General features: G+C 73.4%; 15 protein-coding genes. 7 read left to right on the top strand and 8 right to left on the bottom strand.

The features are described 5' to 3' along the window. Positions 1-13: 13 nt before the first annotated feature. The 4 genes from ABZX61_RS28345 to ABZX61_RS28330 are packed head-to-tail and all read right to left on the bottom strand — an operon-like array spanning position 14 to position 3,494. A complete protein-coding gene (locus tag ABZX61_RS28345; RefSeq protein ID WP_350734816.1) occupies positions 14-445 on the bottom strand; it encodes a type II toxin-antitoxin system PemK/MazF family toxin in 432 nt (143 codons plus the stop codon). After that, on the bottom strand, positions 429-1,595 hold the full coding sequence (locus ABZX61_RS28340; RefSeq protein ID WP_355199093.1) for a glycosyltransferase family 1 protein: 1,167 nt from the start codon (positions 1,593-1,595) through the stop codon (positions 429-431). The genes ABZX61_RS28345 and ABZX61_RS28340 overlap by 17 nt, the downstream gene beginning before the upstream one ends. Next, on the bottom strand, positions 1,519-2,388 hold the full coding sequence (locus ABZX61_RS28335) for an SGNH/GDSL hydrolase family protein (RefSeq protein ID WP_350734813.1): 870 nt from the start codon (positions 2,386-2,388) through the stop codon (positions 1,519-1,521). Before ABZX61_RS28335 ends, ABZX61_RS28340 begins: the two co-directional genes overlap by 77 nt. Further along, a complete protein-coding gene (locus ABZX61_RS28330; protein ID WP_355199091.1) occupies positions 2,385-3,494 on the bottom strand; it encodes a glycosyltransferase in 1,110 nt (369 codons plus the stop codon). The genes ABZX61_RS28335 and ABZX61_RS28330 overlap by 4 nt, the downstream gene beginning before the upstream one ends. A gap of 179 nt (positions 3,495-3,673) precedes the next feature. Here ABZX61_RS28330 and ABZX61_RS28325 point away from each other — a divergent pair, with 179 nt between their 5' ends. Together ABZX61_RS28325 and ABZX61_RS28320 are read left to right on the top strand one after the other, a co-directional pair. Continuing rightward, complete coding sequence (locus ABZX61_RS28325; RefSeq protein WP_350734809.1) at positions 3,674-4,786, top strand: inorganic phosphate transporter; 1,113 nt, start codon at positions 3,674-3,676, stop codon at positions 4,784-4,786. Positions 4,787-4,799: 13 nt separating this feature from the next. After that, positions 4,800-5,057 (top strand): hypothetical protein, encoded by a 258-nt coding sequence (locus ABZX61_RS28320; RefSeq protein WP_355199089.1) that lies wholly within the window; start codon positions 4,800-4,802, stop codon positions 5,055-5,057. A 13-nt stretch (positions 5,058-5,070) separates the two neighbouring features. On the opposite strand, the gene ABZX61_RS28315 is transcribed toward ABZX61_RS28320, so the two are convergent. Beyond that, positions 5,071-6,147, bottom strand: a complete 1,077-nt coding sequence (locus ABZX61_RS28315; protein ID WP_355199087.1) for an epoxide hydrolase family protein — start codon at positions 6,145-6,147, stop codon at positions 5,071-5,073. Positions 6,148-6,198: 51 nt separating this feature from the next. On the opposite strand from ABZX61_RS28315, the gene ABZX61_RS28310 reads away from it, so the two are divergent. Genes ABZX61_RS28310 through ABZX61_RS28300 form a run of 3 tightly spaced genes read left to right on the top strand, consistent with a single transcriptional unit; the run spans position 6,199 to position 9,097 of the window. Beyond that, positions 6,199-7,143: a YafY family protein gene (locus ABZX61_RS28310; protein ID WP_355199085.1), complete on the top strand. Its 945-nt coding sequence runs from the start codon at positions 6,199-6,201 to the stop codon at positions 7,141-7,143. A 4-nt stretch (positions 7,144-7,147) separates the two neighbouring features. Beyond that, positions 7,148-7,921, top strand: a complete 774-nt coding sequence (locus ABZX61_RS28305; protein ID WP_355199083.1) for an acyl-CoA thioesterase domain-containing protein — start codon at positions 7,148-7,150, stop codon at positions 7,919-7,921. 42 nt (positions 7,922-7,963) lie between these two features. Next, entirely contained in the window at positions 7,964-9,097 is a 1,134-nt protein-coding gene (locus tag ABZX61_RS28300; protein WP_355199081.1) for a helix-turn-helix domain-containing protein, read from the top strand. A gap of 27 nt (positions 9,098-9,124) precedes the next feature. On the opposite strand, the gene ABZX61_RS28295 is transcribed toward ABZX61_RS28300, so the two are convergent. The 3 genes from ABZX61_RS28295 to ABZX61_RS28285 form a co-directional block, all read right to left on the bottom strand. Further along, positions 9,125-9,475 carry a VOC family protein gene (locus ABZX61_RS28295; RefSeq protein WP_355199079.1) on the bottom strand — a complete coding sequence of 117 codons (351 nt, stop codon included), beginning with the start codon at positions 9,473-9,475 and terminating at the stop codon, positions 9,125-9,127. A 311-nt stretch (positions 9,476-9,786) separates the two neighbouring features. Continuing rightward, the gene (gene gndA, locus ABZX61_RS28290) at positions 9,787-11,211 is read right to left on the bottom strand and encodes an NADP-dependent phosphogluconate dehydrogenase (RefSeq protein ID WP_355199077.1); all 1,425 of its coding nucleotides are present in this window, start codon (positions 11,209-11,211) and stop codon (positions 9,787-9,789) included. 63 nt (positions 11,212-11,274) lie between these two features. Next, on the bottom strand, positions 11,275-11,967 hold the full coding sequence (locus ABZX61_RS28285) for an HAD family hydrolase (protein ID WP_350734796.1): 693 nt from the start codon (positions 11,965-11,967) through the stop codon (positions 11,275-11,277). A gap of 24 nt (positions 11,968-11,991) precedes the next feature. Here ABZX61_RS28285 and ABZX61_RS28280 point away from each other — a divergent pair, with 24 nt between their 5' ends. Both ABZX61_RS28280 and ABZX61_RS28275 read left to right on the top strand, forming a co-directional pair. Next, positions 11,992-12,630, top strand: a complete 639-nt coding sequence (locus tag ABZX61_RS28280; RefSeq protein ID WP_355199075.1) for an SDR family oxidoreductase — start codon at positions 11,992-11,994, stop codon at positions 12,628-12,630. Continuing rightward, positions 12,627-13,670 carry an aldo/keto reductase gene (locus ABZX61_RS28275; protein WP_350734792.1) on the top strand — a complete coding sequence of 348 codons (1,044 nt, stop codon included), beginning with the start codon at positions 12,627-12,629 and terminating at the stop codon, positions 13,668-13,670. The genes ABZX61_RS28280 and ABZX61_RS28275 overlap by 4 nt, the downstream gene beginning before the upstream one ends. Positions 13,671-13,751 lie beyond the last annotated feature (81 nt).

Below are 13,751 nucleotides of genomic sequence, written 5' to 3'. Positions count from 1 at the left end.
GCCGTGACGGGGGCTACCGGCCGGCGTCCCAGCCGTAGGTCTTCATGAGCCGGGCCGCCACCCGCGCGAAGCGGTCGCCGTCGAGCACCGCGCCCTCGCGCCGGATGTCGTCCTCGTCCAGGACGAACACCCGGTCCAGCCGTACGTACGACACCCGCTCGTCCCGGCCCCAGGCGCCGAGCTCCACCCAGTCGGGCCCGTCGTCGCCCTTGCTGGAGAGCATCACGCCGAGGAGCCGGCGCCCGGTCCGGCCCACGACCAGCAGGGGGCGGTCCTTGCCGCGGGACGGGTCCTCCTCGTAAGGAACCCAGGCCCAGACGATCTCCCCCGGGTCGGCCAGGCCGTCGAGGTCGGGGGAGTAGGACAGGGTGGCCGAGTCGCCGAGGGAGTGGATCTCGCGTACCGCGCCCCGGACGGGCCGGGGGTCCTCACCTAGATCGCGCATTGGGGGAGCCTACGGCGGCGCGCCGCCGAAATCCAGCCGGGCTCGGAGAGACCGGTTCGCCCGTCACGACGCCGTGATAGTGGCCGACCAGCTCCTCGCACACCGAGGCCCAGTCGCGGTCGCGCACCGACTCCCTGGCCTGCCGGGCCATGCGGGCGCGGCGATCGGGGTCCCCGGCGAGGGCGGCGACGGCCGCGCGCAGCGCCGACGGGTCGCCGCCGGCGTAGAGCAGGCCGTTGGCCCCCGGCCGGACCAGGTCGAGGGGGCCGCCCGCGGCCGGGGCGACGACCGGCACGCCGGAGGCGAGGGCCTCCTGGACGGCCTGGCAGAAGGTCTCGTTGCTGCCGGTGTGGACGAACACGTCCAGAGAGGCGAGGACGCGGGCCAGGTCGGGGCCGGTGCGCAGGCCGAAGAACTCCGCCCCGGGCAGCAGCCCGCGCAGCCGCCGCTCCATGGGGCCGGTCCCCACGACGGCCAGCCGCACCCCGGGGACGTCGGCGAGCGCGGCGAGCAGCTGAGGCTGTTTCTCGGCGGCCAGGCGACCGGCGTATCCGACGATGGTCTGGCCGTTCGGGGCGAGCCGGCGGCGCAGCTCCTCGCTGCGGTGCCGGGGATGGAACAGGTCGAGGTCGACGCCGCGGCCCCACAACGACAGGCGGGGTATGCCGTGGCCGGCCAGCTCGCGCAGGGTCGGCGTGGAGGGGGCGAGGGTACGGGTGGCGTGCCGGTGCACCCGCCGCAGCCACGACCAGATGACCGGGTCGCCGCGGACGCCGTACTGGCGGGCGAATCCGGCCAGATCGGTCTGGAACACGGCCACGGTGGGCAGGCCGAGCCGCCGGGCGGCGGCCATCCCGGCCGCGCCCAGCAGGGCGGGGGAGGCGAGATGGACGACGTCGGGCTTGAAGCCGGCGAGCGTACGGGACAGGCGCATGCCGGGCAGGCCCACCGTGACGGAGCGGTAGAACGGCAGGGCGAGGCTGCGGACCGGGTGAACCGGGAAGCCCGCGTAGGACGGGGGAGCGGGGGCCGGGGCGACCACCATGGCGTCGTGCCCGGTGGCGGCCAGGTGGTCAAGAACGCGGCAGACCGAGTTGGTGACCCCGTTGACCTGGGGCAGGAACGACTCGGCCACAATGGCGACCCTCATGTGATGTTTCATCCCGGTTGGGGGCGACGTCCGGTTCACCGGCAGTCGCCCGTACGGCGAATTTCTCGTGCCAGATCTCCTGAGCGACGAGCCTCGCGAAGGCGGGCAGGAAGTCGCGGGACCGCCGGACCAGCCAGGCGGTGCCCGCGGTGGCCAGCCAGAAGGCGCTGGCCCAGGCGGTGGGCTCGGCGTTCGCGGGCTCCGGGTCCGGCAGCCGCGCCGGGACGCCGCGCTCGCGCAGTTCGGCGGCGAAGAGCCGGGCCAGGTGGCGGTGCCCGCGTTCGCTGGGGTGCAGGCGGTCGGCGCCCCACATGCGCCGCTCGTACAGGGCGGGTTGCCGGGCGAGATCGAGGTGGATGGTTCCGTGGCGGTGCGCGAGGCCGGTCACGATCGTGTTGACCACGTGGACGCGCCGGGCGAGGGGGCGGCGCAGCAGCTCCGGGATCCGCAGCATGAGGCCGGGGTCGGGCAGCGTGGCGGTGAGCACGGTGACCTGGTCCGCGCGCAGCCGGGTGATCAGGCGTTCCAGGTCCGCGTGGATCTGGCGGGGGGCGAAGTCGCCGCGCAGGGTGTCGTTCACGCCGACGAGCACGGTGGCGAGGGACGGGCGCAGGGCCAGCGCCCGGGGAAGCTGGTCGCGTACGACGTCGGCGACGCGGGCGCCGCAGACGGCGAGGTTGCTCAGCTCGGCGGGCGCCAGCGCCTCGGCCAGGAGCCCGGCCCAGCCGCGCCCTGGCACCGGATCGCCCAGTCCGACCGTGACCGAGTCGCCCAGGGAGACCATCCGCGTCATCGCGGCCTCGCGGGCGCGCCGATCAGGCCGTGCGCGTCCAGGAAGCCCCGGACCGCGGCGGGCCAGCCGTACCGCTCGGCCCTGGCCCGGGCCCGCTCCCGGCGCGCGGGGTCGGACAGCAGCTCCTCGATCGCGCCGGCGTAGGCCGCCGGGTCGTCGGCCACCGCCGCCCCCGCGGGGCCGATGACCTCGGGCAGGGCGCTGTCGCGCGTGGCCACGACCGGGGTGCCACTGGCCAGCGCCTCCAGCGCCGCCAGGCCGAACGTCTCCACCGGGCCGGGGGCGAGGGCCACGTCCGCGGTCGCGAGCAGCGCGGCCAGCGCGTCCCGGTCGGCGAGGTGGCCGAGGAAGCGGACCGGCAGTCCGTCCGCCAGCCGGGTGAGCCTGGGCCGCAGCGGCCCGTCGCCGGCCACCACCAGCACGGCCGGGACACCCCTGCGGCGCAGCTCGGCGAGGGCGCGGATGGAGCGGTCGGGCCGCTTCTCGGGAGACAGGCGGCCGCAGTGCACCAGCAGCGCCTCGCCCCGCGCGGCCAGGCGGGAGCGCAGGCCGGGGTCGAAGCGCTCGGGGGAGAACGTGGCGAGGTCCACCCCGAGCGGCACCCGGACCAGGTTCGGCACGCCCAGCCTGGCGAACTCGGCCGCGGCCCAGGCGGTCGTGCACACCACGGTGTCGAACCGGGCCGCGGTGGCGCGGTTGACGGGGTCGGCCAGCCGGCCGAGGGGACCGTACAGGCGCAGCAACGCCGACAGGCTCTCGTGCGAGACCATGACCGAGCGGACGCCCGCGGCCCTGGCCCAGGGGCCGAGCCAGCGCAGGGTGGTGCGGTCCGACACCTCGATCCGGTCGGGTGCCAGCTCCTCCAGGAGGCGTCTCAGCGTGCCGCGGGCGGCGATGACCCGGTAGCCGCCGAGACCGGGGACCACCGGGCCCGGCAGGGTGACGACCCGTCCGGCCGGGGTCCGCTCGTCGCGGGCCGCCGCGCCGGGGACGACCAGGACGGGCTCGTGCCCCGCCGCCGCGTAGCCGGCGCCGAGCTCATGCAGGGCGGTACGCAGCCCGCCCGACGTGGGAGTGACGAAGTTCGCTAACCGAACGATACGCACGTCTGGATGATGGCCGGAGATATGTCCTAATCGGCTAATTAACCATGAACCACTCCGTAACCCTCCTTGGCCGGTATTTGGCGGTGCCGTGGGTAGGCATGATGGCCGACAGGAGTTCACGGCCGGTTCATCGCCCCGGTCTACCGTTCTTGTGACGTCGAGACGATGGGGAAACCCTCATGGAGCATGTGACGTTCCTGGTCGTCGTGGTGATCATCACGGCGCTGGTGTTCGACTTCACGAACGGCTTCCACGACACGGCCAACGCGATGGCCACCTCGATCGCGACCGGCGCGCTGCGGCCGAAGGTGGCGGTGGCGATCTCGGGCGTGCTGAACGTGGTGGGCGCGTTCCTGTCGGTCGAGGTGGCCAAAACGATCTCGGGCGGGATCGTGGACGACACCCTGGTGACCCCACCGATGATCTTCGCCGGGCTGATCGGCGCGATCCTGTGGAACCTGCTCACCTGGCTTCTGGGGCTGCCCTCCAGTTCCTCGCACGCGCTGTTCGGAGGGCTCATCGGCGCGGTGTGGGTGGGCGCCGGCATCCAGGGCGTGAACTTCGGCACGGTGGTGCAGAAGATCCTCATCCCGGCGGTGGCCTCGCCGCTGATCGCCGGGTTCGTCGCGATGACCGCCACCTTCCTGGCGTACTCGCTCACCGCCAGGGCCCGGCACGAGTCGGTGACGGGCACGTTCCGGTTCGGGCAGATCGTCTCGGCCTCGCTGGTGTCGCTGGCGCACGGCACCAACGACGCCCAGAAGACCATGGGCGTCATCACGCTCACGCTGATCTCGTCCGGGGCGCTGGCCTCCGGCTCGAACCCGCCGCTGTGGGTGATCGCCACCGCCGGGCTGGCCATCGGGCTGGGCACGTATCTCGGGGGCTGGCGGATCATCCGCACCATGGGCAAGGGGCTCACCGAGATCGAGTCGCCGCAGGGCTTCGCCGCCGAGGCCAGCGCGACCACGGTCATCCTCGCCTCCTCGCACCTGGGGTTCGCGCTGTCGACCACGCAGGTGGTGTCCGGCGCGATCCTCGGCACCGGGCTGGGCCGCCGGCTGGCCAAGGTGCGCTGGAGCGTGGCGGGCCGGATGGCGCTGGCCTGGCTGCTGACCCTGCCGTCCGCCGCCGCGGTGGGCGCGGTCGTGGCGGCAGTGGCCACCACCGGCACCCTCGGCGTCGCCGTCACCGCGCTGGTGGCGATCGCGGCGGCGGGCGGCCTGTACGCGGCCAGCCGCCGCGAACCCGTTCACGCGGGCAACGTCAACGACGTGCCCGCCCCGGTCTGAAGGGCGGACGCCGATGGACATCAAATGGGACGCCCTCGGACAGGTCTTCGTCATCAGCCTGGCCGTCAGCGTGGTCGTCGTCGCGGTCTTCTCGCTCGGCGCGCTGGCGCTCGCGGCCCGTCAGTCGGCCCGTCAGTCGGCCCGTCAGTCGGCGCAGGAGCGGGGGACCGGCACCGGCGCGGGCGGCCTGGCCGCGGCCGTCCTGTGCTTCACCGCCTGCGCCGCGGTCGTGCTGTACGGCATCTACCTGATCGTCCCGCAGTTCCACTGACCTCCGGGGGCGTTCACAGCCCTGCGAAGAAGGTCCTGATGTCGGCGGCCAGCAGGTCGGGGGCCTCCAGGGCGGCGTAGTGGCCGCCCGTCGCGAACTCCGACCAGTGCACCACGTTGTGCACCTGCTCGGCGTACCGCCGGACCGTGCTGTCGCCGGGGAAGACCGCCACGCCCGTCGGGGTCTTGCCCGGCGCGTCCGGTACCGCCCAGTCGCCGCCGCTCTCCCGGTAGATGCGGGTGGAGGATCCGGCGGTGCCGGTGAGCCAGAGGATGGAGACGTCGGTGAGGACGTCGTCGGCGGGCACTCCGCCCACGTCCCGCCCCCAGGAGGCGAACGCGTCGAGGGTCCAGCCGAGCAGCCCGGCCGGCGAGTCCGCCAGGGCGTAGGCGAGCGTCTGCGGCCTGGTGCTCTGGATGGCGGCGTACCCGGAGAACTCCTTCCGCCACCGCTCGACGCCCCGGGCCCGCTCCGTCTCGGCCTCGGTCAGGCCCGACATGTCGTCCGTGACGAACGCGGTGAGGGCGTTCACGTGCACGCCGACCACCCGTTCGGGGGCCAGTCGCGCGACGGCGGGGGAGACCAGGGCGCCGAAGTCGCCGCCCTGCGTGCCGTAGCGCTCGTAGCCGAGCCGCGCCATCAGCTCCACCCAGGCGGCGGCGACCCGCCGCACGCCCCAGCCCGGCTCCGTCGTGGGGCCCGAGAACGCGAACCCCGGGATGGACGGGATGACCAGGTGGAAGTCCCGGCTGAGCGGCCCGGCGACGCGCGAGAAGTCCGCGAACGTGCTGGGCCAGCCGTGCGTCAGCAGCAGTGGCAGCGCGTCGGGCCGGGGCGAGCGCACGTGCGCGAAGTGCACGCGCTGCCCGTCGATCACGGTCGTGTACTGCGGGAACGCGTTGAGCCTGGCCTCGTGCGCGCGCCAGGAGTAGCCGTCGAGCCAGTACGCGGCCAGCTCGCCGACCGCTTCGGGCGGCACCCCGTACGACCAGCCGACCCCGTCGAGGGCGTCGGGCCGGCGGGTGCGCTCCAGCCGCTCACGCAGGTCGTCGAGCCGGTCCTGGGATATGTCGATGACGAATTTGTCCATGCCCGCAACGCTAAGAACCATTGCGGTCAGATTCGGGCCACAATGGTGTCCGTGTTGGACACCTCGGCGAGATTGCTGCGCCTGCTGGCCCTCCTGCAGGCCCGGCGCGAGTGGCCCGGCGCCGACCTGGCGGAGCGGCTCGGCGTCGCCCCCCGGACGATGCGCCGCGACGTCGACCGGCTGCGCAGCCTCGGCTACCCGGTCCATTCGACGCCCGGCGTCTCCGGCGGCTACCGGCTGGGCGCGGGCGCGCAGCTGCCGCCGCTGCTGCTCGACGACGAGGAGGCCGTGGCGGTCGCGGTCGGCCTGCGCACCGCCGCGAACGGCACCGTGACCGGCATCGAGGAGACCTCCCTGCGCGCGCTGGCCAAGCTCGAACAGGTCCTGCCCGCCCGCCTGCGGCAGCGGGTCAACACGCTGCAGCGGCACACCGTACGCATCGACCGCGCGGGCCCCACCGTGGACCCCGACGTGCTCACCGGCGTGGCCGCCGCCTGCCGCGACCACGAGCAGCTCCGCTTCGACTACACCGGCCACCGGGGCGAGAGCGCGCTCAGGAGGGCCGAGCCGCACAGCCTCGTCACCCAGGGCAACCGCTGGTACCTGGTCGGCTGGGACGCCGATCGTGGCGACTGGCGCACGTACCGGGCCGACCGGATGCGTCTGCGGACCCCGAACGGCCCCCGCTTCACGCCGCGCGAGCCGCCCGCCCCCGACGTGGCCGCCTGGGTGCAGCACCGCCTGGCGCACGAGATGTGGCCATACGAGAGCCGCTTCCTGCTGCGCGCGCCCGCCGAGCGGATCGAGGGCCGGACGGCGGGCGCCGTCGAGCCGGTGGACGAGCACACCTGCCTGCTCACCCTGCGCGGCGACGACCTGCGCATGATGGCCATGGTGGTGGCCTTCCTGGACGTGGACTTCGAGGTGCTGGAGCCCCTGGAGCTGAAGGAACACCTGCGTGCTCTCGGTGAACGGCTGCTCTCCTCTAGAATCTGATTCTGTGTCAGCGTTCTTCACCCAGAAGAAGGGCGAGCTGGTCCCCGCGCCGCACGCCCGAGGTCCCTGGTCCCCCGACATGCTCCACGGCCGCCTGCTCGGCGGGCTCGCCGCCCGCGCCATCGAGCGCCGCTACGCCCAGCCGGGGCTGCACTTCGCCCGCCTGACGGTCGACCTGTTCCGCAACAGCCCGATGGTGCCGGTCACGGTGGAGACCTCGCTGGTCAGGGCCGGGCGCAGGATCCTCGTGGCCGACGCGGTGATCATCACCGAGCAGGGGGTGATCGGGCGGGCCGGCGCGGTCCTGCTGCGGCAGGGGGAGCAGCCGGAGGGGGAGCAGACGTTCGTCACGCCCCCGTGGGACACGCCCGCGCCCTCCGAGCCGCCGGTGGACGGGCAGGCCACGTGGAAGCCGCCGTTCGACCTGTGGCGGGTGACCGAGTGGGGGGCGCCCGGGCCGGGGCGGGTGTGGATGCGGGAGTCGTATCCGCTGGTGGACGAGGAGCCTTTGACGCCGTTCGTACGCGCGGCGCTGGCCGCCGACTTCGCCAGCCCGCTGAGCAACTCCGGGGTGGAGGGGCTGCGCTTCATCAACGCCGACTACACGCTGACGCTCGCCCGGCTCCCGTCCGCGGAGCTGATCGGGGTCGAGGCCACCGGCCACCTGTCCGCCGCCGGGGTCGCCACGGGGCAGGTCACCATGCATGACGCGAGCGGGCCGTTCGGGTTCTGCGTGGTGACGGCGGTCGCCAACACGATCGGCATCGGCGGCCGCTAGTGCCGCAGGAGAATGTCGTACCCGCGGCGTAATGTTCCGCGGGTGCGTTCAGCTGTGCGTCTCGCTGCCGGGGACGGGTTCCACCTCGATGCCGTGACCTGCGCCGACGACCATCGCGGGTGGTCGGCGGCGGAGCTGGGCTCCGCGCACCGCCTGGTGCTGGTGCGCCGCGGCCTGTTCCGGCGCAAGGCGGACGGCCGGGCCGCCGTGATCGACCCGACGATGGCCTACCTCGGGGTGCCCGGCGAGGAGGAGCACTTCGCCCACCCGGCGGGCGGCGACGTGTGCACCTCGGTGTCCCTGACCCCGGAGCTGTGGCACACGCTCGCGGGGGAGGGCCCGCCGGGCCGGCCGACCCTGTACGTGGACGCCCGCCTCGACCTCGCCCATCGGCGGTTCCTGGTGGCGGCGCGGGGCGGGGACACGGCTTTCGAGCTGGCCGAGTCCCTGCTCTCCCTCGTCGCCACCAGCCTCGCCCAACTGACCCCAAGCCCAACACCGGCCTCTTCCGGCTCGGGCGCCATGGATGCGCCCCGCCCCGGAACGAGCACCACCGAGGCGTCCGTCCCCAAGACCACGGCGCCCGCCCTTGGGCCGGAAAGCATCGAAGCGCCGGCTCCTGGGTCGCGCGGCACCGAGGCAACCGCCGCCGCGGCCCTCGCTTCTCGGCCGGGCACCGCCGGCGTGATGCCCGGCCCTCGGCTGGTTACCGACGCCGCCGCCTCTCGGACGGACGACGCCGGGGTCGGTGGCGTGGGAGAAGCCGACACCAGGGGGCGGGGTGTCGCGAAGGCGTATGCAGCCAAGGGGAGCGCCTCCCGGGGCGGCGGTGGGCCGAGGTCCGGGGCGGTGATCGCCGACGCCGCCCGGGAGGCCATCGCCGCCGGTCATCCGGCGGCCGGTGGGCTGATGTCGCTGGCCGAGCTCCTGGCCGTCTCGCCGTACCAGCTCAGCCGGGCGTTCACCCGGGAGCTGGGCGTCTCCCTGACCCACTTCCGCAACCGCGTGCGCGTGGGCCGGGCGCTCGACCGGCTGGAGGACGGCGAGCCGAGCCTGGCCGGGCTGGCCGCCGACCTCGGGTTCGCCGACCAGGCCCACCTCACCCGTACGATCCGCCACCACGTCGGCCACACCCCGACCGCCCTGCGCCGCCTGCTCGCCCCCCGCACTCCCTGAACGAGAGCGCGAGGGACACCCAACGAGTCAGCCGCCCATGACGCAGAAGGGGTGGCCTTCGGGGTCGAGGAGCACCGTCCAGTCGCCGCCGCCCGGCTGGAAGTCGGGCACGGTGGCGCCGAGATCGGCCAGTTCCTTCATGGCGGCCTCGACGTCGGGGACCGTGAGGTCGAGGTGTACGTGCTTGCCGCTGTCCGGCCAGGCCGGGCCGCGGTAGCCGTCGATCCGCTGGAATCCGACCGAGACCGGGCCGCCCTCGAGGCTGACGAAGTCGGGGTCACCCGGGGTGATCCGCCAGCCGGTGGCCTGGGCGTAGAAGGACGCCAGGGCGGCGGGGTCGGCGCAGTCGATGACGATGGAGGTAAGTGTCGCTGTCATGCGCTCAGCCTCCCGGGGACCGGGCGGCCGGGTCTTGAACATCCTTGCACCACCCGCCACCCGCACATCGACCGCCACCGCATCTGGCCGAAACCGCACCGACCGCCCCTGACACGACCGCCAGACCCCCGAGACGCTCCCTGAGACGGCTGCCACACCCCCGAGGCGCCCCCCGAGACGGCCGCCGCCCACCGGCACGGTCGCCGCGTGCCGGTGGCGGTGCGGCCGGAGGGCGGATCGTTGGGCCGGCGGGTGGCGTGGCCGCCGGGGCTCCGGGGCGGCGGTCCGGCGTGGGTGGTGGTGGGTGTGGGTCAGGCCGGGTGTTCGGTGCGGTCGCCGGACCAGTCCGTGTGGAAGGAGCCCTCCTTGTCCACCCGGCGGTAGGTGTGCGCGCCGAAGAAGTCGCGCAGCCCCTGGATCAGCGCGGCCGGGAGCCGGTCGCGCCGCAGGCCGTCGTAGTAGGCCAGCGCCGACGAGAAGCCGGGCGTGGGCACGCCGATCTGCACCGCCGTCGTCACCACGCGCCGCCAGGCCTCCTGCCCCGCGTCCAGCGCGGCCGCGAAGGTCGGGTCGGCCAGGAGCGTCGGCAGGGCCGGGTTGGCGTCGTACGCGGCCCGGATCCGGTCCAGGAACTTGGCCCGGATGATGCACCCGCCGCGCCAGATCGTGGCCATGGCCCCCAGGTCGACGTCCCAGCCGTACTCACGGGAGGCGGCGGCCATCTGGTCGAAGCCCTGCGCGTACGCGACGATCTTGGACGCGTACAGGGCCTGCCGGACGTCCTCCACCAGCTCGCTCCCCCCGACCCCGGAAAGGCCGGGACCCTGCAGGGACGCGGCGGCGGCGCGCTGCTCCGGGTGGCCGGACAGGGCGCGGGCGAAGGTCGCCTCGGCGATGCCCGTCACCGGCACGCCCAGGTCGAGCGCGCTCTGCACGGTCCACCGGCCGGTGCCCTTCTGCTCGGCCTGGTCCACCACGACGTCCACGAACGGCCGGCCCGTCTCGGCGTCAACCTGGTCGAGCACCTCGGCGGTGATCTCGATCAGGTACGAGTCCAGCTCACCCCGGTTCCACTCGCGGAACACCGAGGCCAGCTCCGCCGGAGTCGCGCCCAGGGCCTGGCGCAGCAGGTCGTACGACTCGGCGATGAGCTGCATGTCCGAATACTCGATGCCGTTGTGGACCATTTTCACGAAATGTCCGGCACCGTCGGGGCCGACGTGGACGCAGCACGGCACCCCGTCCACCTTGGCCGAGATGTCCTGCAGGATCGGGCCGAGCGCCTCCCACGACTCCTTGGAGCCGCCCGGCATGATGCTGGGCCCGTTCAGCGCGCCTTCCTCGCCGCCCGAGATGCCGGTGCCGACGAAGTGCAGGCCGCGCTCGCGCAGCGCCGCCTCGCGCCGGCGGGTGTCGTCGAAGTGCGCGTTGCCGCCGTCGACGATCATGTCGCCGGGCTCCATCAGGTCGGCGAGCTGGTCGATCACCGCGTCGGTGCCCGCCCCCGCCTTCACCATGATGATCGCCCGGCGTGGCCGCTTCAGCGAGGCCACGAAGGCGGCCAGGTCCTCGGACGGGACGAACGTGCCCTCCCCGCCGAACTCCTTGACCAGCTGCTGCGTGCGCCCATATGTGCGGTTGTGCACGGCAACCGCGTATCCGTGCCTGGCCAGGTTGCGGGCCAGGTTGCGCCCCATGGTGGCCAGGCCGGTGACGCCGATGTCTGCCAAGTCCATCTCAAGCTCCTTTGTGGGGGATACGCATGATCCAGCTCGGTGGTTCCAGGGGATATTCCAGCATCAGTCGGACTGTCGGACGCCCAGCTCGTCGAGCCTGTCCAGCATGTCAGCCGGATCGGCGTAGACCCTGAAGGCGCCGGCGCGTTCGAGCTCGTCCCTGCCGTACCCACCGGACTGCAGCCCGATGCCCAGCGCGCCGGCCCGGCGGGCGGCGAGCAGGTCCCAGACGCTGTCGCCCACCACCATGGCATGCGCGGGGTCCACCCGGACCAGTGCCGCACCGGCCAGGAACAGGTCGGGGTCCGGCTTCGCCCGGCGCACCATGTCGCGCGTGATCATCGGGGTGTCGTCCGGCAGGCCCAGCATGCCCAGCGCGAGCCGCGCCGTGCGGGCGTACCCGCTGGTGGCGATCGCCCACGGCACGCCGCGCGAGGAGAGCTCCGACAGCAGCTCCGCCGCGCCGGGCAGCGGCCGTACGGAGTGGACCTGCTGCTCGTACGCCTCCATGTGCGTGGTCTGCAACTGTTCGATCTGCTCCCGCGTCAGCTTCAGCCCGGTCTCGCGCAGCAGGGCGCTGACGAACAGCCCGCCGCTCATGCCGATGCGCCGGTGGATCCGCCACACCGACAGGTCGATCCCCATGCTCGACAACGCCTGCCGCCATGCGATGACGTGTTGGTAAACGCTGTCTATCAGGGTGCCGTCCAGGTCGAACAGGAATGCCGGCGTCGGGGCCTCCGGAAACTCGCTCATGGGTCCATGACACCATGAGGGATTATGCGGATCATCATCGCGGGTGGTCACGGGAAGATCGCCCTGCTTCTGGAGGAGCGGCTCAAGTCCGGCGCGGTCGGCATCGTGCGCAATCCCGCGCATGTCGCCGACATCGAGGCCACCGGAGCCGAGGCCGTGGTGTGCGACCTGGAGCGGGCGACCGTCGAAGAGGTGGCGGCGATCGCCGAGGGCGCCGACGCGGTGGTCTTCGCGGCCGGAGCCGGTCCCGGCAGCGGCGCGGCCCGCAAGGACACCGTGGACCGGGCCGCGTCCGTGCTGCTGGCCGACGCCGCCGAGCGCGCGGGTGTGCGGCGGTTCATCCAGGTCTCCTCCATGGGCGCGGGCAGAGCGCCGCAGGGTGGCGACGAGGTCTGGGCCGCGTACATCACGGCCAAGACCGAGGCCGAGGAGGACCTGCGCGCCCGCGACCTCGACTGGACGATCCTGCGGCCCGGACGGCTGACCGACGAGCCCGGCACGGGCCTGGTGCGGCTGGCCCCCGAGGTCCCGCCGGGGGCGGTGCCGCGCGACGACGTGGCCGCCGTCATCGCGGCCCTGCTCGAAGCCCCCGGTACGGCCCGCAGGACCCTGGAACTCGTCTCCGGGGACACTCCCATCAAGACCGCCGTTGGGACAGAGTGACTTCTGTGACTGAATATCGCGTACTTGGACGTACTGGACTCAAGGTAAGCCCGCTCTGCCTGGGAGCGATGATGTTCGGCGGGTGGGGTGAATCCGACCCCGCGGAGTGCGCCAGGATCATCGACCGCGCGCTCGACTCGGGGATCAACTTCATCGACACCGCCGACGTCTACGCCCAGGGCCAGTCGGAGGAGTTCGTCGGCCAGGCGCTCGCCAAGTCGGGCAGACGCGACGACGTGGTGCTGGCCACCAAGGTCCACGGCGCCATGGGCGAGGGCCCCAACCAGCGGGGCAACTCCCGCCGCTGGATCATCCAGGAGGTCGAGAACAGCCTGCGCCGCCTCGGCACCGACTGGATCGACCTCTACCAGATCCACCGGCCCGACCCGGCCACCGACATCGAGGAGACCCTCGGCGCGCTCACCGACCTCGTACGGCAGGGCAAGGTCCGCTACATCGGCAGCTCCACCTTCCCCGCCCACCAGATCGTCGAGGCCCAGTGGGCGGCGGAGCGGCGCTCGCTCGAGCGGTTCGTGTGCGAGCAGCCGCCGTACTCGCTGCTCGCCCGCGGCATCGAGGCCGACATGCTGCCCGTGGCCGAGAAGTACGGCATGGGCGTCATCGTGTGGAGCCCGCTGGCCGGCGGCTGGCTGAGCGGCCGCTACCGCAAGGGGCAGGAGCAGCCGCAGACGCGCAGGGCGTCCCGGCTGCCCGAGCGGTACGACCTGACCAAGGAGGTCAACCAGCGCAAGCTGGACGCCGTCGAGCAGCTCGCCGTGCTGGCCGAGGAGGCGGGCGTCACGCTGGTCGAGCTGGCGATCGCGTTCACGATCAGGCACCGGGCGGTGACGTCGGCCATCATCGGGCCGCGCACCATGGAACACCTGGAGGGCCAGCTCACGGCCGCCGATGTGCGGCTGACGGACGACGTGCTCGACAGGATCGACGAGATCGTCCCGCCGGGCGTCACGCTCAACCCCGCCGACCGGGGCTGGCAGCCGCCGGAGCTGGGCGACGCGGGCCTGCGCCGACGTCCCTGACCTGGCCCGAGGCTTTGCCTGACGCTGGGTGTGACGTTCGGCGTACGCGGTAGGGGTCCCCCGAATCGAGGGGGGACATGC

This window comes from Nonomuraea sp. NPDC003709 (assembly GCF_040610775.1).
In the GTDB taxonomy this organism is placed as follows: domain Bacteria; phylum Actinomycetota; class Actinomycetes; order Streptosporangiales; family Streptosporangiaceae; genus Nonomuraea; species Nonomuraea angiospora_A.
Note: the sequence above shows the minus strand (reverse complement) of the source record. Positions and strands in the feature narration are given on the sequence as shown.

Bases quoted from the DNA above. Each gene is read 5' to 3' on its own strand.
- ABZX61_RS28345 (WP_350734816.1), bottom strand. From the start codon at position 445: ATGCGCGATCTAGGTGAGGACCCCCGGCCCGTCCGGGGCGCGGTACGC.
- ABZX61_RS28340 (WP_355199093.1), bottom strand. From the start codon at position 1,595: ATGAGGGTCGCCATTGTGGCCGAGTCGTTCCTGCCCCAGGTCAACGGG.
- ABZX61_RS28335 (WP_350734813.1), bottom strand. From the start codon at position 2,388: ATGACGCGGATGGTCTCCCTGGGCGACTCGGTCACGGTCGGACTGGGC.
- ABZX61_RS28325 (WP_350734809.1), top strand. From the start codon at position 3,674: ATGGAGCATGTGACGTTCCTGGTCGTCGTGGTGATCATCACGGCGCTG.
- ABZX61_RS28320 (WP_355199089.1), top strand. From the start codon at position 4,800: ATGGACATCAAATGGGACGCCCTCGGACAGGTCTTCGTCATCAGCCTG.
- ABZX61_RS28315 (WP_355199087.1), bottom strand. From the start codon at position 6,147: ATGGACAAATTCGTCATCGACATATCCCAGGACCGGCTCGACGACCTG.
- ABZX61_RS28295 (WP_355199079.1), bottom strand. From the start codon at position 9,475: ATGACAGCGACACTTACCTCCATCGTCATCGACTGCGCCGACCCCGCC.
- gndA (WP_355199077.1), bottom strand. From the start codon at position 11,211: ATGGACTTGGCAGACATCGGCGTCACCGGCCTGGCCACCATGGGGCGC.
- ABZX61_RS28285 (WP_350734796.1), bottom strand. From the start codon at position 11,967: ATGAGCGAGTTTCCGGAGGCCCCGACGCCGGCATTCCTGTTCGACCTG.
- ABZX61_RS28280 (WP_355199075.1), top strand. From the start codon at position 11,992: ATGCGGATCATCATCGCGGGTGGTCACGGGAAGATCGCCCTGCTTCTG.